This is a genomic window from Amycolatopsis sp. DG1A-15b, assembly GCF_030285645.1.
Taxonomy (GTDB): Bacteria; Actinomycetota; Actinomycetes; order Mycobacteriales; family Pseudonocardiaceae; genus Amycolatopsis.
Genome location: NZ_CP127296.1, coordinates 7,610,358 through 7,626,745 on the forward strand (window position 1 = coordinate 7,610,358; position 16,388 = coordinate 7,626,745).

18 protein-coding genes are annotated in these 16,388 nt (G+C 70.7%); 8 read left to right on the forward strand and 10 right to left on the reverse strand.

Translation table 11 applies throughout. The features are described from left to right. Positions 1–30: 30 nt before the first annotated feature. Positions 31–1,071 carry an aspartate-semialdehyde dehydrogenase gene (locus QRY02_RS35040; RefSeq protein WP_285987069.1) on the reverse strand — a complete coding sequence of 347 codons (1,041 nt, stop codon included), beginning with the start codon at positions 1,069–1,071 and terminating at the stop codon, positions 31–33. After that, positions 1,071–2,336 carry an aspartate kinase gene (locus QRY02_RS35045; protein ID WP_285987070.1) on the reverse strand — a complete coding sequence of 422 codons (1,266 nt, stop codon included), beginning with the start codon at positions 2,334–2,336 and terminating at the stop codon, positions 1,071–1,073. Before QRY02_RS35045 ends, QRY02_RS35040 begins: the two co-directional genes overlap by 1 nt. A gap of 228 nt (positions 2,337–2,564) precedes the next feature. Between QRY02_RS35045 and QRY02_RS35050 the strand changes: the two genes are divergently transcribed. Next, a complete protein-coding gene (locus QRY02_RS35050) occupies positions 2,565–3,155 on the forward strand; it encodes a nitroreductase family protein (RefSeq protein WP_285987071.1) in 591 nt (196 codons plus the stop codon). On the opposite strand, the gene QRY02_RS35055 is transcribed toward QRY02_RS35050, so the two are convergent. After that, positions 3,150–3,515 (reverse strand): hypothetical protein, encoded by a 366-nt coding sequence (locus QRY02_RS35055; protein WP_285987072.1) that lies wholly within the window; start codon positions 3,513–3,515, stop codon positions 3,150–3,152. The genes QRY02_RS35050 and QRY02_RS35055 overlap by 6 nt on opposite strands. Positions 3,516–3,798: 283 nt before the next feature. On the opposite strand from QRY02_RS35055, the gene leuA reads away from it, so the two are divergent. Then, positions 3,799–5,559, forward strand: coding sequence for a 2-isopropylmalate synthase (leuA, locus tag QRY02_RS35060; protein WP_285987073.1), 1,761 nt, complete (start codon positions 3,799–3,801; stop codon positions 5,557–5,559). Between the two features lie 3 nt (positions 5,560–5,562). Continuing rightward, positions 5,563–6,540 (forward strand): helix-turn-helix transcriptional regulator, encoded by a 978-nt coding sequence (locus QRY02_RS35065; RefSeq protein WP_285987074.1) that lies wholly within the window; start codon positions 5,563–5,565, stop codon positions 6,538–6,540. On the opposite strand, the gene QRY02_RS35070 is transcribed toward QRY02_RS35065, so the two are convergent. Continuing rightward, on the reverse strand, positions 6,531–7,433 hold the full coding sequence (locus tag QRY02_RS35070) for an SDR family oxidoreductase (RefSeq protein WP_285987075.1): 903 nt from the start codon (positions 7,431–7,433) through the stop codon (positions 6,531–6,533). The two genes, QRY02_RS35065 and QRY02_RS35070, sit on opposite strands and share 10 nt — an antisense overlap. A 130-nt stretch (positions 7,434–7,563) precedes the next feature. On the opposite strand from QRY02_RS35070, the gene QRY02_RS35075 reads away from it, so the two are divergent. Continuing rightward, entirely contained in the window at positions 7,564–8,115 is a 552-nt protein-coding gene (locus QRY02_RS35075; protein WP_285987076.1) for a DedA family protein, read from the forward strand. Here QRY02_RS35075 and QRY02_RS35080 read toward each other — a convergent pair. Beyond that, positions 8,102–8,716, reverse strand: a complete 615-nt coding sequence (locus QRY02_RS35080; protein ID WP_285987077.1) for a peroxiredoxin-like family protein — start codon at positions 8,714–8,716, stop codon at positions 8,102–8,104. The two genes, QRY02_RS35075 and QRY02_RS35080, sit on opposite strands and share 14 nt — an antisense overlap. 58 nt (positions 8,717–8,774) lie before the next feature. On the opposite strand from QRY02_RS35080, the gene QRY02_RS35085 reads away from it, so the two are divergent. Continuing rightward, positions 8,775–9,377, forward strand: a complete 603-nt coding sequence (locus QRY02_RS35085; RefSeq protein WP_285987078.1) for a TetR/AcrR family transcriptional regulator — start codon at positions 8,775–8,777, stop codon at positions 9,375–9,377. Here QRY02_RS35085 and QRY02_RS35090 read toward each other — a convergent pair. Further along, complete coding sequence (locus QRY02_RS35090) at positions 9,367–10,326, reverse strand: LysR family transcriptional regulator (RefSeq protein ID WP_285987079.1); 960 nt, start codon at positions 10,324–10,326, stop codon at positions 9,367–9,369. The two genes, QRY02_RS35085 and QRY02_RS35090, sit on opposite strands and share 11 nt — an antisense overlap. An 86-nt stretch (positions 10,327–10,412) precedes the next feature. On the opposite strand from QRY02_RS35090, the gene QRY02_RS35095 reads away from it, so the two are divergent. Then, positions 10,413–11,306, forward strand: a complete 894-nt coding sequence (locus QRY02_RS35095) for an EamA family transporter (protein ID WP_285987080.1) — start codon at positions 10,413–10,415, stop codon at positions 11,304–11,306. Here the strand turns inward: QRY02_RS35095 and QRY02_RS35100 are convergent. Further along, positions 11,303–11,947: a DedA family protein gene (locus QRY02_RS35100; RefSeq protein WP_285987081.1), complete on the reverse strand. Its 645-nt coding sequence runs from the start codon at positions 11,945–11,947 to the stop codon at positions 11,303–11,305. The two genes, QRY02_RS35095 and QRY02_RS35100, sit on opposite strands and share 4 nt — an antisense overlap. 226 nt (positions 11,948–12,173) lie before the next feature. Further along, entirely contained in the window at positions 12,174–12,605 is a 432-nt protein-coding gene (locus tag QRY02_RS35105) for a YybH family protein (RefSeq protein WP_285987082.1), read from the reverse strand. A 79-nt stretch (positions 12,606–12,684) separates the two neighbouring features. Between QRY02_RS35105 and QRY02_RS35110 the strand changes: the two genes are divergently transcribed. Both QRY02_RS35110 and QRY02_RS35115 read left to right on the forward strand, forming a co-directional pair. Further along, a complete protein-coding gene (locus tag QRY02_RS35110) occupies positions 12,685–13,041 on the forward strand; it encodes a YciI family protein (protein ID WP_285987083.1) in 357 nt (118 codons plus the stop codon). Beyond that, positions 13,038–14,234 carry an RNA polymerase sigma factor gene (locus QRY02_RS35115; protein WP_285987084.1) on the forward strand — a complete coding sequence of 399 codons (1,197 nt, stop codon included), beginning with the start codon at positions 13,038–13,040 and terminating at the stop codon, positions 14,232–14,234. Before QRY02_RS35110 ends, QRY02_RS35115 begins: the two co-directional genes overlap by 4 nt. A 46-nt stretch (positions 14,235–14,280) precedes the next feature. Here QRY02_RS35115 and QRY02_RS35120 read toward each other — a convergent pair whose 3' ends face one another. Together QRY02_RS35120 and QRY02_RS35125 are read right to left on the reverse strand one after the other, a co-directional pair. Next, positions 14,281–15,393, reverse strand: coding sequence for an ABC transporter ATP-binding protein (locus QRY02_RS35120; RefSeq protein WP_285987085.1), 1,113 nt, complete (start codon positions 15,391–15,393; stop codon positions 14,281–14,283). Continuing rightward, positions 15,390–16,385 (reverse strand): ABC transporter ATP-binding protein, encoded by a 996-nt coding sequence (locus QRY02_RS35125; RefSeq protein WP_285987086.1) that lies wholly within the window; start codon positions 16,383–16,385, stop codon positions 15,390–15,392. The genes QRY02_RS35120 and QRY02_RS35125 overlap by 4 nt, the downstream gene beginning before the upstream one ends. Positions 16,386–16,388 lie beyond the last annotated feature (3 nt).

The following is a 16,388-nucleotide window of genomic DNA, read 5'->3' on the forward strand; positions in this document are numbered from 1 at the left end:
GGATCCGGTGCGGGGCCTCCACTGTGGCCGTCAAAGCTGCTGGGCCACCAGCTCCGCGATCTGCACGGCGTTGAGCGCCGCGCCCTTGCGCAGGTTGTCGTTCGAGATGAACAACGCCAGCCCGCGGCCGCCCTCGACGCCCTGGTCGACGCGGATGCGGCCGACGTAGCTCGGGTCGTTACCCGCCGCCTGCAGGGGGGTCGGGATCTCCGACAGCTCGACGCCCGGCGCGTGGGTCAGCAGCTCCGTCGCGCGCTCGACCGTCAGCGCCCGCTCGAATTCGGCGTTCACCGAGATCGAGTGGCCCGAGAACACCGGCACGCGCACGCAGGTGCACGAGACGCCCAGGCCCGGGATGCTCAGGATCTTGCGGCTCTCGTTGCGGAACTTCTTCTCCTCGTCCGTCTCCAGCTCGCCGTCGTCCACAATGGACCCGGCCATCGGCAAGACGTTGAACGCGATCGGCCGGACGTACTTTTCCGGCTTCGGGAACTCGATCGCCGCGCCGTCGTGGGTGAGCAGCGACGCGTGCTCGGCCGCCGCGCGCACCTGGCCCGCCAGCTCGTCGACGCCGGCCAGCCCGCTGCCGGACACCGCCTGGTACGTCGACGCGACCAGCCGGACCAGCCCGGCCTCGTCGTGCAGCGGCTTCAGCACCGGCATCGCGGCCATGGTGGTGCAGTTGGGGTTGGCGATGATTCCCTTCCGCGCTTCCTTGATGGCCTGCGGGTTGACTTCGCTGACGACCAGCGGCACGTCCGGGTCCATCCGGAACGCCGAGGAGTTGTCGATCACCGTCACGCCCGCCGCGGCGAACCGCGGTGCCTGCGCCTTCGACGTCGAGCCACCCGCCGAGAACAGCGCGATGTCCAAACCGGACGGATCGGCCGTCGACGCGTCCTCGATCGTGATTTCGGTGTCGCGCCACGGGAGCTTCGACCCCGCCGAGCGAGCCGAGGCGAAGTAGCGCAGCTCCGCGATCGGGAACTCCCGCTCCGCCAGCAGCTTGCGCATCACCGCACCGACCTGGCCGGTCGCGCCGACCACCCCGATCCGCAGCCCGTCCGCCATCAGCGACCACTCCCCGCGTAGACGACGGCTTCTTCGTCGCCGCCGAGTTCGAACGCCTCGTGGATCGCGCGCACGGCGTCGTCGAGCTGCGCGTCCCGGATCAGCACCGAGATGCGGATCTCCGAGGTGTTGATGATTTCGATGTTGACGCCGGCCTCGGCCAGCGCTTCGCAGAACGTCGCCGTGACACCCGGGTGCGAGCGCATCCCGGCGCCGACCAGCGACACCTTGCCGACGTGGTCGTCGTAGAGGACCGACTCGAAGCCGATCTCCGCCTTGACCTTTTCCAGTTCCTTGACGGCTTTGGCGCCGTTGGCCTTCGACAGCGTGAACGTGATGTCCGTGCGGCCGGAGACGGTGCTGGACACGTTCTGCAGCACCATGTCGATGTCGATCTCGGCGTCGGCGATCACGCGGAAGATCCGGGCCGCGGCACCGGTGTGGTCCGGCACCCCGGTGACCGTGATCTTGGCTTCGGAGCGGTCGTGCGCCACACCGGTGATCAGGGCTTGTTCCACGGGGATCTCCTCGATAGAACCGGTCACCGTCGTGCCCGGCTTGTCGCTGTAAGAAGAACGGACTCGGATGGGGACGCCGTAGCGGCGCGCGTACTCGACCGACCGCAGGTGCAGGATCTTCGACCCGCTCGCGGCGAGCTCGAGCATCTCTTCGTACGTGACGGTGTCGAGCTTGCGCGCGTCCGGCACCACCCGCGGGTCGGCGGTGTACACACCGTCCACATCGGAGTAGATCTCGCAGACGTCGGCGTTCAGCGCGGCGGCCAGCGCGACGGCGGTGGTGTCCGAGCCGCCGCGGCCCAGCGTGGTGATGTCCTTGGTGTCCTGCGCGACGCCCTGGAAGCCCGCCACCAGCGCGATGTAGCCCTGCTCGAGCGCCTCGGTGACCCGGCTCGGCGTGACGTCGATGATGCGCGCGTTGCCGTGCACCGACGTCGTGACGACGCCGGCCTGCGAACCGGTGAACGACCAGGCCTCGGCGCCCTGGGCCGCGATCGCCATCGCGACCAGCGAGTTCGAGATGCGCTCACCGGCGGTGAGCAGCATGTCCATCTCCCGCTCCGGCGGCGCCGGGTTGACCTGCTGCGCCAGGTCGAGCAGCTCGTCGGTGGTGTCACCCATCGCCGAGCAGACGACGACGACGTCGTTGCCCGCCTTCTTCGTCGCGACGATCCGCTCCGCCACGCGCTTGATCCGGTCGGCACTTTCCAGCGACGATCCGCCGTACTTCTGGACCACGAGGGCCACGCCCGAACCTCCTCGCGGGCCGGGCGGCTCCCTGGTGGGCACCGGAGAGCCCCCGCGTCCCATGATTTGAACAGGAGCCTACCGGGGCTTCGGCGGCCCGCCACCCTCTTGACGTGGGGCGGACCTCTCCGGTTGGTGTCGCGGAAGTAAATCTTCCGCAACACCAACGAAATGCGCGGAGCCCTTCCTTCCGAGTGACGCACAGCACTCGGAGGTACCGTCTTGAGCGTGCGGAAACCAGCTGTGACGAGCGTCCCGATCGCAACCCTGATGGCGGAGCGGTGGAGCCCGCGGGCTTACGACGAGTCGGCCGAAGTCACCCCGGAACAGGTGACGGCCCTGCTCGAGGCGGCCCGCTGGGCGCCGTCGTTCGGCAACACCCAGCCGGCCCGCTACCTGGTCGGCGTCCGCGGCACGCCCGCGTTCGACGCGATCCTGGCGACGCTCAATTCGGGCAACCGGGCCTGGGCGCACCGCGCGAGCCTGCTGCTGATCGGCGTGATGGTGACGACGAACGAAAAGGGCGACGTCCCCTACGCGGAGTACGGGCTGGGGCTGGCGTCGGAGAACCTCGTGCTGCAGGCGGTCGAGCTCGGCTTGATCGCGCACCAGATGGCGGGCTTTTCCCCGGACGATGTCCGGGCGGCCTTCGCCCTCCCGCAGGCCGCGGTCCCGAAGGTCGCGATCGCGGTGGGCTCGCCCGCGTCGCCGGACGTCCTGGAGGAGGACTGGCGGATCGAGCGCGAGAGGGCCGACCGGGTGCGGCTGCCGCTGGCAGAGTTCGCGTTCACCGATTCCTGGGGCAAGCCGGCGCTATGAGGCCCCGCCCACACGGCGGATGACCTTGGCCAGGATCCCCGACACGACCATCCAGAAGACGGCCGCGATGCCGTAGTTCACCAGGACCCGGAGCTTTGCGTCACTCGGCGTGAACAGGTCGCTGAAGCCCAGCGCCAGGCTGTCCGCCCAGGACTTGACGAACGAGACGATGCCGTTGTCCGGGTTCGCCGAGCCGACCGTGAAGATCACGTGGATCACCAGGAGGGCGGCGAAGACCAGCCCGACCCAGCGAACGATCGACGCCACCAGCGAGGCGACCTTGCCCCGCCTCTCGCGCCAGTCGACGGCGGCGCGGCGGGAGACGCGGGTCTCCTCCGACGACTCTGCGTGCTCACCCATGCCCGCAGTTTCGCACGGCGATACCCCGAACGCTACCCACAAGTAACCGTTCTGGGGAACACAGCGGCGCGCAGCGCCTCCGTTGAGGGCGGTGGTGGGGGCATGGATGGACACAGTTGGATTGCGGCCCGGCTTCCCTCAGCCCGCGCTCCCTGGTTATGGTGGAGCCGTGGCGCGTGCTCTCCTGCTTCGCTGCCGCGACGGGGCCTGACCGGACCGGCTCCCCGTCGCGGGGCTTCGTGGTGCCGGTCGCACCCGTCGATCTGGAGACACCCCCAATCCCATGAGCAAGATCCGCAAACCCTCTCGCACGGCGCCCGCTGACCAGCCCGCCTGGAACACCCAGCGCGGCACGTCCATGCCGGTCCACCGCTACCGCCCCTGGTACGACCTGGTCGAGAACATCGACCTGCCCGACCGCACCTGGCCCGAGAAGCGCATCGAGCGCGCGCCGCTGTGGTGCGCCGTCGACCTGCGGGACGGCAACCAGGCCCTGATCGACCCGATGTCGCCCGCGCGCAAGCGCAAGTTCTTCGACCTGCTCGTCCGCATGGGCTACAAGGAGATCGAGGTCGGCTTCCCGGCCGCGTCCCAGACCGACTTCGACTTCGTCCGCGAGATCATCGAAGAGCACGCCATCCCGGACGACGTCAGCATCCAGGTGCTGACCCAGTGCCGTCCCGAGCTGATCGAGCGGACCTTCAAGTCGCTCGAAGGCGCGCCGCGGGCCATCGTCCACATCTACAACTCGACGTCGATCCTGCAGCGCCGCGTGGTCTTCCGCGAAGAGCGCGAGGGCATCAAGAAGATCGCGACGCAGGCCGCGGAAATGGTCGTCGAGCTGGCCGCGAAGCAGCCGGACACCGACTTCCGGTTCCAGTACTCGCCGGAGTCCTACACCGGCACCGAGCTGTCCTACGCGCTCGAGGTCTGCAACGCCGTCACCGAAATCTGGCGGCCGACGCCGGAGAAGCCGGTGATCCTGAACCTGCCGGCGACCGTCGAAATGGCCACCCCGAACGTCTACGCCGACTCGATCGAGTGGATGTCCCGGAACCTGGAGCGCCGCGACTCGGTGATCCTGTCGCTGCACCCGCACAACGACCGCGGCACCGGCATCGCGGCCGCCGAGCTGGGCTACCAGGCCGGCGCCGACCGGATCGAGGGCTGCCTGTTCGGCAACGGCGAGCGCACCGGCAACGTCGACCTGGTCGCGCTGGGCATGAACCTCTACAGCCAGGGCATCGACCCCCAGATCGACTTCTCCGACATGGACGAGATCAAGCGGACGGTCGAGTACTGCAACCAGCTGCCGGTCGGCGAGCGCTCGCCGTGGGGCGGCGACCTGGTGTTCACGGCCTTCTCGGGCAGCCACCAGGACGCGATCAACAAGGGCCTCGACGCGCTGAAGGACGCCGCCGACAAGGCGGGCGTCCCGATCGACGAGTACCCGTGGGAGGTCCCGTACCTGCCGATCGACCCGAAGGACGTCGGCCGCACGTACGAGGCCGTGATCCGGGTGAACTCGCAGTCCGGCAAGGGCGGCGTCGCCTACATCATGAAGGCCGAGCACCAGCTCGACCTGCCGCGGCGGCTGCAGATCGAGTTCTCGAAGGTCATCCAGCGCTACACCGACACCGAGGGCGGCGAGGTCGACCCGGCCACGATGTACAACGCCTTCTCGGCCGAGTACCTGGAGCTGAAGACGCCGCTGGAGCTGGTCCGCCAGCACGTGCGCGACAACGGCGACGGCGAGTACGACATCACCGCGACCGTCCGCGTGGAGGGTGACGAGCACGAGGTCACCGGCCGCGGCAACGGCCCGATCGCGGCGTTCTTCGACGCGCTGTCGACCGTCGGGTACGACCTGCGCCTGCTGGACTACAGCGAGCACACGCTCTCCCCGGGCGACGACGCGCGCGCCGCGTCGTACATCGAGTGCGCGATCTCGGACCGGGTGTTCTGGGGCATCGGCATCGACCCGTCGATCGTCACGGCGTCGCTGCGCGCGGTCGTCTCGGCGGTGAACCGCGCCAACCGCTAGCCGGTGAAAGCCGAGCGGCTGGTCGCGCTGCTGTTCACGCTGCAACGGCGGCGCAGCGCGACCGCCGCCGAGCTCGCGGTGGAGCTCGGCGTCTCCGAGCGCACGATGCACCGCGACCTGGCGGCCCTGCGCGAGGCGGGCGTTCCGCTGTGGACGGAGCAAGGGCGGCACGGCGGCTTCCGCCTGGTCGACGGCTGGCGCTCCGGGCTCGACGGCCTCACCGCGCGGGAGGCCGTCGCGCTGTTCGCGCTGGGCGTGCCGGACGCGCTCGCCGGGCTCGGTCTCGAGACCGCGGGCAGCGCGGCGCGGGCGAAGGTGTCCGCGGGAATGCCTGCCGAGCTGCAGGAACACGCGGCTTTGGTGGCGGGCCGGTTCCACCTGGACGCGCCGGGCTGGTTCGGCTCCGCGGACGAGCCGCCGGCACTGGCGGCGGTGGCGCAGGCGGTGTGGTCGCAGCGGCGGGTCTCGGTGACGTACCGGCGCCGGGACAAGGTGGCGTCGCGGGAGCTCGAACCGCTGGGGCTCGTGCTGAAGGCCGGTGTTTGGTACCTGGTCGCGCGCGTGGTCCCGGACGACGCACTCCGGACGTATCGGGTCTCTCGGATCTTGAGTGTCTCGGTGCAGGAGGTCGCGTTCTCGCGACCGCCGGACTTCGACCTGGCCCACTGGTGGCGGGCATCGTCGGCCACGTTCGAACAGGTCGCGCGGCCGCTGGGGGTGCGCGTCCGGCTCGACCGGACGGCGGTGCGGGAGCTGCGGCGCGTGTTCGGGGGTGAGCACCTGGCGGACACGGTGGTTTCGCTCGGCACGCCGGCTGCGGACGGCTGGGCCGAGGCCGAGCTCGCCCTGGAAGACGACGAGATCGGCCTCGGCCAGCTGGTGGCGTTGAGCCCCGGGGTGGAGGTGCTGGAGCCGGTGGAGCTGCGGGCGGCGCTGGCCGCGATCGGCGCGGAACTGGCCGCCCGCAACGCTCAGCGGTAGCCGGTGGTGTCGGCGGGCTTTCCGGCGTCGGCCACCTCGACCATGTACCGCCAGGCGTCCGGACGGCTGCCGTCGACGTCGTCCACGCCGTACTCCTTCGCCAGCTGGCCGCTGTTCACCGTCTGCCCGGTCCACCGCCCCCGGTCCGGGTCCGCCGCCAGCGCGACCACCGTGCGGCCGCAGAACGTCGGCGTCTCCGAAATCGCGAAGTGCGGCACGCGCTCGCACGCGTCGCGCCAGTTCTCCTCCGTGACGCCGTAGATCTCCAGCATCATCTCCGACCGCAGGTACCCCGGCGTGAACGCCACCGCCGTCGCGCCGTGCGACGCCAGCTCGGCCGCCTCCCCGATCGCCAGCAGGTGCGCCGACGCCTTCGCCAGGTAGAACGGCAGCGAAGTGCCTTCGCGGTACTTCGCGTTGTACTCGGCCGTCCCGTCGGTCAGCTCGACGACCAGTCCGCCCGGCTGCTTGATCAGCAGCGGGAGCAGGTAGTGGCTGGTGATCAGGTGCGCGTCGATGCCGAGGCGGATCATCCGCAGGCCCGCGTCGAGGTCGTGCTCCCACACCGGCTTGCCCCAGCCCAGGTGCCGGTCACCGCCCCAGAGGCCGTCGACCAGGATGTCGAGGCGATCGATGCGCTTGGCCAGGGCTTCCACCTCGGGCGGCACCAGGTGGTCGACGCGGATCGCTTCCGCTTGGCCGCCCGCCCGCTCGATCAGCTCGGCCGTCTCCTCGATCGTCTCCGGCCGGTCCACTTCGGACCGTCCGGCGCGCGTCGTCCGGCCGGTCACGTACACGAAGGCGCCCGCGCGGCCCAGTTCGACGGCGATCGCCCGGCTCGCGCCGCGCGTCCCGCCCGCCACCAGGGCGACTTTTCCGGAAAGTTCGTTCATGCCCCCAGCCTCACGGCGAACCATGACAACTCCTGGCATGGTTTCGGCGAATCTGTGGACGACCTGTCGGGTTGCTGTGAGTCCCCGCCGGTCGGGAGTACCGGCGGCCGGGCGGGCGGTTAATGGAGGTGTGGACGGATCGACGGCGGGACTGCTGGTGCTGTTCGTCGTCTCGCTCGTGCCGCTGCTGCCGACCGAGGTGACCATCCTCGGTATGGGCATCGCAGCAGCACAGGGCGGGACGTCGCTGGCACTGGTGATCGCCGTGGCGAGTGCCGGGTGCCTGGCGTCCGACCAGGCGCTCTACGCCCTCGGCCGGTTCAGTGGCCGGGCGGCGCTGGACCGGCTGAGCCGGCGGCGGAAGATCGCCGCCGGCCTCGGCTGGCTCGACGGGCGGCTGCAGCGCCATCCCCGGCCGGTGCTGGTGGTCGCCCGCTGGCTGCCGTCGGGCGGGACCGTGGGCGCCCTCCTCGCCGGATCACTCCGGTGGCCGATGGCGGAGTTCTTCACCGCCTCGGCCATCGGCGTCACACTCTGGACGTCCTACGTGGCCTTCCTCGGCTACGCGGGCGGCCGGATCGTCACCGAACCCGGGATCAGCCTGCTGCTCTCCCTGGCCGTGGCCCTGATCCTGGGTTCGGTGATCACCTACCGCGTGCGGCACAGCGTCAAAGCGACTTGACCACTTCGAGGATCGCCGCCGGCTCGGTCCGCGTGACGAAGTCCGGGTGGACGTCGATGAAGCGGATCACCCGCTCGCGGTCGACCACGACGACCGCCGGGTGGACCAGCTCCCAGGTCCCGTTGACCTTCTCGAGGTCCGTGCCCAGCGTCTTCATGGCCTCGCGCACGACGTCGGAGACCGGATAGCTCAGCCCGAGCCCCCGCGCGACGGTGCTGCCCACGTCCGAAAGCACCGGGAACGCCAGGTCCGGCACCGAGCCGTCCGGCCGCTGCGGACTGATCGCCGCCAGGGTCGCGCCGAACTTCGCCAGCTCGGGCAGCACTTCCTGCTGGTAGGTGCGCAGCGTCAGGTTGCAGTACGGGCACCACTGGCCGCGGTAGAACACGAGCACCGTCGGCCCGGCAGCCACCAGGTCGCCGAGGCTCGCCGGCACCCCGTCGGCGCCCGGCAGGGTGAAGTCTTCGATCTTGCCGCCCGCTTCGGCGAACTCGGTCGCGCCGCCGCGGCGGCGGTCGGCTTCGAGGACCGCGAAGATCTCCGGCGGCAGCGCGCCGCGGGCGTGGTCGTAGACCCCGGTCAAGGCGTTCTCGAGCGTCATGGATCCCCCTAGCAGTTGTACTGATCGGTACATTGAAGTGGACTGTACTATCCGGTACATGGAGACGCAAGCGGCCACGACCCCGCGCGGCAGGCGGACGCGCGAGGCGATCGTCGACGCGGCGGCGACGCTGATGTACGTCGACGGCGTCGCGGGCACGAGCGTCGACAAGGTGCTCGCCGCGAGCGGCGCCGGGAAATCGCAGATGTACCACTACTTCAAGAACAAGGAACAGCTGGTCGGGGCGGTGATCGATCGCTACCTCGAGCAGATCCTCGGCAACCAGCCGGCGATCTTCACGCTGGCCTCCTGGGCCGATCTGGAGACGTGGACCGAGCAACTGCTGGACGTCCACCGCCGCGCGGGCACGCCGATCGCCTGCCCGCTGGGCAACCTCGCCGGCGAAGTGGGCGACAACCCGAAGCTCGCACCGCTGGTCGACCAGGCCTACCGGACGTGGGAGTCCCATCTCGCGCGCGGGCTGAAGACCCTGCAGGAAAACGGCGAACTGGCCGCGGACGCCGATCCGGCTCGGCTGGCGCAGGCGGCGATGACGTCCGTCCAAGGTGGACTGCTGCTGGCCCACATCCGGCACGACCTCACCGCGCTGGAGGACGCCCTGGGCATCGCGCTGGCCTACCTGCGCGGCTTCAAGCCGTGAGCTGACCGACCTCCGCGCGCAGTTCCTCGATCACCTGGGCCACCGCCGGGCGCCGGCGGGCGCCCGTCCGGCAGACCGCTTCCACCAGGCGGGCCGCGCGGATGCCGGCGAGCGGCCGCCCCACCAGCCCGCTGCTGTGACATCCGGGGCTCCGCCCCGGGCCGGGGGCTCCCCCACCCGGACCCCCGCAAGACCCTGTGTCCATCGTGTACCGCGGCAGCAGCGCGATGCCGTGGCCGGCGGCGACCAGCCGCTCGGTGATCCGGAAGTCGTTGATCCGCTGCACCACGACCGGCCGCACGCCGGTGCGGATGGTCAGCGAGCGCAGCACGTCGTCCACCGGGAAGCCGAAGTCGACGCTGATCCAGCGTTCGTCCGCGAGGTCCGCCAGCTCCACGCGGGGCTGGTCCGCCAGCCGGTGCCCGGCCGGCAGCGCGACGTCGAGCGGTTCGCGCAGCAGCGGCACCACCTCGAGGCGGCTCGAGGCGAACTCCGGCGCGTGCTCGTCGCGGTGCGCCACGACGATGTCGTAGTCCGCGACCAGGGCCGGCACCTCCGGCGGCGTCATGTCGACGTCCCGGACGTCGACCTCCAGACCGTCGTACCCGGCGACCCGGGTCAGCAGGCCCGGCAGCAGCATCAGGCCGGCCGACTGGAAGATCGCGAGCCGCACCCGCCCGCGCGGCGAGCTGCGGTAGGTGTCCAATTCGGACTCGGCCCGCTCGAGCGCGGCGAGCACCTCGTCGGCGCGGGCGACCAGCGCGTGGCCCGCGTCGGTCAGCCGCAGGCCGCGGCCCGCCGGCTCGGTGAGCGGCAGGCCGACCTCGCCCTGCAGCGCGCGCAGCTGCTGGGAGACCGCGGAGGGCGTGCAGTGCAGGGCCCGCGCGGCCGCCGTCACGCTCCCGCGGTCGGCGAACTCCCGCAGCGTGCGCAGCCGGCCCAGATCCATGCCGCCACTGTAGTTGAAGCACCGCTACAAGGTTCCTGCAGATATTCTCGCTGGTCCTTCACGGTCCTCGTTGTCACAGTGGAGGCATGCCCGCCCGTGATCGCCTGCTCGCCGTGCTCGTCGCCGTCCTCTGGGGCCTCAACTTCCTGGCCATCCACGCCACGCTCGGCCAATTCCCGCCGGTGTTCGCGGGCGCGCTGCGGTTCGCCGTGATCGCCGTCCCGACGATCCTGTTCGTGCCGTGGCCGAAGGTGAAGGTGCGGCACCTGCTCGGCTACGGCCTCGGCTTCGGCACCGGGCAGTTCGCGTTCCTGTTCATCGCGATGGACACCGGGATGCCGACCGGGCTCGCGTCGCTGGTGCTGCAGGCGTCGGCGCCGTTCACGGTGCTCCTCGGCGCCGTCTTCCTTGGCGAACGCGTCACGCCGCACCAGCTGGCCGGCATCGCGCTGGCGGTGGCCGGGATGGCCGCGATCGCGTGGCAGCGGTCCGGGCACGCCGCGCTGCTGCCGATGATCCTGACCCTGCTGGCCGCGCTGAGCTGGGCGTTCGGCAACCTGAGCACGCGCAAGGCCGAGCCGGACAACCCGCTGCACTTCACGCTGTGGATGTCGGTGGTGCCGCCGCTGCCGATGTTCGCGCTCTCGCTGGTCGTGGAGGGCCCGGCCGCGCAGTGGCGTTCGCTGACGACGCTCGGGACCCCGGCCGGGCTGACCGCGCTGGGCGGGCTGACGTACGTGGTGCTGATCGGCACGGTCGTCGGATCGGGCCTGTGGACGACGCTGATGCGGCGCAACCCGGCCGGCGTGGTGTCGCCGTTCTCGCTGCTGGTGCCGGTGGTCGGGCTGACGGCGTCGTTCCTGCTGCTGGGCGAGCGGCCGACCTGGCTGGAGGTCGGCGCCGCCGTCGTCGTGATCGCCGGCGTGCTGCTCGGGTCCGTGCGACGGCCCGCGCGCAAGCCCGAGCTCGTCGCGGTTTAGGCCGCGGTCTCTTCCTGCTTTTCGCCGTCCGCTTCCGCGTGGTTGCGGCCGAGGCGCTTCTTCATGACGAAGAAGACGACGATGCCGATGACGATCGCGGCGAGCAGGCCGAACTTGGAGAACCGGCCGAGCCACTCTTCGGCGACCACGCCGAGGTAGTAGACGGCCGCGGTCGTGCCCCCGGCCCAGATGATGCCGCCGGCCGCGTTCGCCAGCAGGAACTTCGGGTAGTGCATCCGCAGCGACCCGGCGAGCGGGCCGGCGAGGATCCGCAGGAACGCGATGAACCGGCCGAGGAAGACCGCCCAGACCCCGCGTTTGTCGAAGATCCGTTCGGCGTTGGCGAGATGCGTCGGCCCGAAGTGCTTCGGGAATTTCCGGCCGGCCCAGGCGAACAGCCGTTGCCCGCCGGTTTTCCCGATGAAGTAGCCGATGCTGTCGCCGACGATGGCGCCGGCGCTGGCCAGGATGCCGATCCAGAGCGGGTTCAGGTTGCTGTGCTGCGAGGCCAGCAAAGCCGCGCTGACCAGCACGATTTCGCCGGGCAGCGGAATCCCGAGGCTCTCGATCATGATCACCGCACCGACGATCAGGTACACCGAGAGCGGCGGGATCGCCTCCAGCCATTGGTCGATGTGCACAGCCCGTACCCCCTGGTACCTATGTCCGGATCGGTGTTCGCTTTCCGCAGGGTACCGGGGGCCGTCCGCCCGGGGCGGCATCCTCAGGTATTGCCCGAGGTACGACTTTCGTCGGGGCCGGCCGGGTTGTCCACAGGATTCACCCCCATGTGGACAACTCCGGTGGATGGTTGCCGATCGGGCGGTTCTGCCGGGGTCTCAGCCACGCCCTGAGGCCGGCGAGCCCTCAGGGCTTCAGGTCCACTGCCGCCCGCATCGTCGCGTCCATGTGGAACGGCACCGAGTCGTGCACGTGGGTGATCCGCCACTCGCCGTCTTCCCGGCTGAAGCACACCGTCGAGCGGAACCACAGCTCGAACCCCGTCGGCGCGCCCTTCGGCGTCGTCGCCAGGCGGTTCAGCGCGTGCGCATACGCGATCTCTCCCCCGATCGTCACCTCGAGGTCGCGGGTCTCGTACTCGATCGGCCCCTCGAACGTGTCGAACCACGCCCGGCGCCCCTCGACGTCGATGACCTCCGCGCCGCGGTGCACCAGCGGGGGCGCCAACGTGAACGCGACGACGTCCGGGGCGTAGTGCGCTCCCAACGTCTCGGCGTCACGGGCCGCCATCGCCACCTCACGGGCCGCCATCAAGTCGCGGATCTGCTGCTCACTCATGCCATTCTCCTCAAGGTCGGTGCTTGCACTGGAGACGTAGGCGCCGCCCGGCGGATTTCGACACCTGGAGGTGGCGGACGTGAAATACGTGGTCCTGATCTACGGCAACCCCGGGTCGCGCGCGGCGTGGGAAGGCATGAGCGATGCGCAGCGGGCCGCCGGGCTGGCCCACTACCAGCAGCTCAACGACGATCTCGACGCCTCCGGCGAGCGGATCGTCTCCGAACGGCTCGCCTTCCCGGAGCTGGCCACGCGGATCGGGCCGATGGCGACCGACGGGCCCTTCGCCGAGGCCAAGGAGTTCCTCGCCGGCTTCTACCTGCTCGACTGCGAAAGCGAAGAACGCGCCCTCGAGATCGCGCGGCGGATCCCGGAAGCCTCCTTCGGCGTGGTGGAGGTGCGGCCGGTGATGGGGCTGCACGGGCCGGAGCTGTGACCGACGTCGAACACCTGCTCCGCGAGCTCGCGCCGCAGGTCCTCGCCGCGCTGGTCCGGCGGTACGGCGGCTTCGACACCTGCGAAGACGCCGTGCAGGAGGCGCTGCTGGCCGCGTCCCAGCAGTGGCCGGCCGAAGGCGTCCCGGATCACCCGAAGGGGTGGCTGATCACGACGGCGTCCCGGCGCCGCATCGAGCAGTGGCGCAGTGACACCGCGCGGCAACGGCGTGAGGAAACCGTCGCGCTGGCCGAACCACCCGCCTCCGAGCCGGTCAGCGGGGTCGACGACACCCTGACCTTGCTGCTGCTCTGCTGCCACCCGTCGCTGACGCCGCCGTCGCAGGTCGCGTTGACGCTGCGCGCGGTCGGCGGCCTGACGACCGCCGAGATCGCGCGGGTCTTCCTCGTCCCGGAAGCGACGATCGGCCAGCGGATCAGCCGTGCGAAACAGAAGCTCCGCGGCGAACGGCTCACCGCCGGGGAACGCCCCGAACGGCTGGCCGCGGTGCTGCAGGTGCTCTACCTGATCTTCACCGAAGGCCACACGGCCAGCTCGGGGGACGCGCTGAGCCGCGTCGAGCTGACGACCGAGGCGATCCGGCTGGTCCGGCAGCTGCGCGCGGAACTACCGGCCGACGGCGAGGTCGCCGGGCTGCTCGCCCTCATGCTGCTGACCGAGGCCCGGCGCCCGGCCCGCGTCGACGCGACCGGGGCGCTCGTCCCGCTGGCCGAGCAGGACCGCAGCCGCTGGAACCGGGCGTTCATCGACGAGGGCGTCGCGCTGATCACCCGGGCGCTGGCGACCGCGCCGGTGGGCCCGTACCAGCTGCAGGCGGCGATCGCCGCGGTCCACGACGAGGCCGCGACCGCCGAAGAGACCGATTGGGCCGAGATCCTGACGCTCTACGACCTGCTGCGGGTGGTGGCACCCGGCCCGATGGTGACGCTGAACCGGGCCGTGGCGTTCGCGCAGGTCCACGGCCCCGAGGCGGGACTGGCGGAGCTGTCGGAGCTGGCCGGGGACCCCGCTCTCGCGAACCACCACCGGGTCGAGGCGATCCGGGCGCACCTGCTGGAGCTGTCCGGGGACCCGGCCGGGGCCCGGGAGGCGTACTCGGCCGCCGCGCGACGGACGCTGAGCCTGCCGGAACAGGCGTACCTGCAGTCGCGCGCCGCCAAGCTGGCGACGTGAAACGGCCGGCCGGGACAACGCCCGGCCGGCCGTTCTTTTCAGAGCTTCAGAGGATCTCGGCGGAGGTGCCGATGTCCGGCGGGCCCAGGTCGGGGTTGAGCGCCCCGGTCATTTCCACCAGCTCCGGCTTCACCTCGTGCGGCTGGATGCGCCCGGCGCGGATGTCCTCCGCGTAGTGGCACGCCACCCGGTGCCCGCCGCCGATCTCCCGCAGCTGCGGGCGGTCGGTGTCGCACAGGCTCGCCTGCTTCCACGGGCAGCGCGTGTGGAAGCGGCAGCCCGACGGCGGGTTCGCCGGCGACGGCAGGTCACCGGCGAGCAGGATCTGCTCGCGGGTGTCCTCGACCTGCGGGTCCGGCACCGGAATGGCCGACAGCAGCGCCCGCGTGTACGGGTGCAGCGGGTCCCGGTACAGCGAGTCCGCGTCGGTCTCCTCGACCAGCGCACCCAGGTACATCACGCCGATGCGGTCGGAGATGTGCCGCACCACCGCGAGGTCGTGCGCGATCACCACGTACGTCAGGCCGAGCTGGTCCTGCAGGTCCTCCAGCAGGTTCACCACCTGGGCCTGCACCGAAACGTCCAATGCGGACACCGGCTCGTCGGCGACGATCAGGTCCGGCTCCACCGCCAGCGCCCGCGCGATGCCGATGCGCTGGCGCTGGCCGCCCGAGAACTCGTGCGGGTACTTGCGCAGCGACGTCTCCGGGAGGCCGACCGCGGCCAGCAGCTGCCGCAGCCGCCGCTGGGTGGCGTCCTTGTCCTTGTCGAGGCCGTGCGCGTGCATGCCTTCGACCAGGATGGACTCGACCGACTGCCGCGGGTCCAAACTGGACATCGGGTCCTGGAAGATCATCTGCATCCGGCGCCGGGCCTTCCGCAGCTCCTCTCCCTTGAGCTGGGCGACATCGGTGCCGTCGAACTTCACGGACCCGGCGGTGGGCTCGTTCAGCCGCAGGATGGCACGGCCCAACGTGGATTTGCCGCAGCCCGATTCGCCCACCAGGCCGTAGGTTTCGCCCCGCCGGATGGCCAGGTCGACGCCGTCGACCGCGAACACGTGCCCGACCGTCCGGTCGAACACGACGCCGCTCTTGATCGGGAAGTGCACCTTGAGGTCGGTGACCTCGAGCAGCACGTCACCAGCAGGACGGGTCATCGGGTTCCTCCTCCCGCGGCGACCGCGGGCCGCACGGGGTTGTGACAGCGCAGCAGCCCGCCCAGGTCGGGCACCAGCTGCGGCTGGACCTCGCGGCAGACCGGCAGCGCGTTGGGGCACCGCGGCGCGAACGCGCACCCGTGGTCCCACGGGATGTTGTCGGACACCGAACCCCGGATCGGGATCAGCTTCTCGCCGCGACCGGCGTCCAGCCGCGGGATCGAGGCGAGCAGGCCGTGCGTGTACGGGTGCCGCGGCTCGGCGAACAGCTGGTGCCGCTGCGCCCGTTCGACGATCTTGCCGCCGTAGAGGACGTTGACCTCGTCGCACAGCCCGGCGACGACACCGAGGTCGTGCGTGATCATGATCAGCGCGGTCCCGGTGTCCTGCACCAGTTCCCGCAGCAGCGCCAGGATCTGCGCCTGGATGGTGACGTCGAGCGCGGTGGTCGGCTCGTCGGCGATGAGCAGCCGCGGCCGGCACGCCAGCGCGATCGCGATCAGCGCGCGCTGCCGCATCCCACCGGAAAGCTGGTGCGGGTACTCGGAAAGCCGCCGGGACGGGTCGGGGATGCCGACCTTGTCCAGCAGGTCCACCGCTTCGACGGACGCCGCCTTGCGCGACATCCCGCGGTGGCGTTCCAGCACCTCGGTGATCTGCAGCCCGATCGGGATGACCGGGTTCAGCGAGGACAGCGGGTCCTGGAACACCATGCCGAGGTCGCGGCCGCGGCGGTCGCGCATTTCCCGGTCGGACAGCTTGAGCAGGTCGGTGCCCTCGAAGCGCACCGAACCGCTGACTTTGTTGCCGCGCTTGGCCAGCAACCGCATGATCGCCAGCGACGTCACGGACTTGCCGCAGCCGGACTCGCCGACCAGGCCGACCGTCTGGCCCGGTTCGACGTCGAAGCTGACGTTGTCCACCGCGGTGAACGACTGCTCGCCACGGCGGACGAAATCGACTTTGAGATCACGGACCTCAAGGAGTGCCATGGG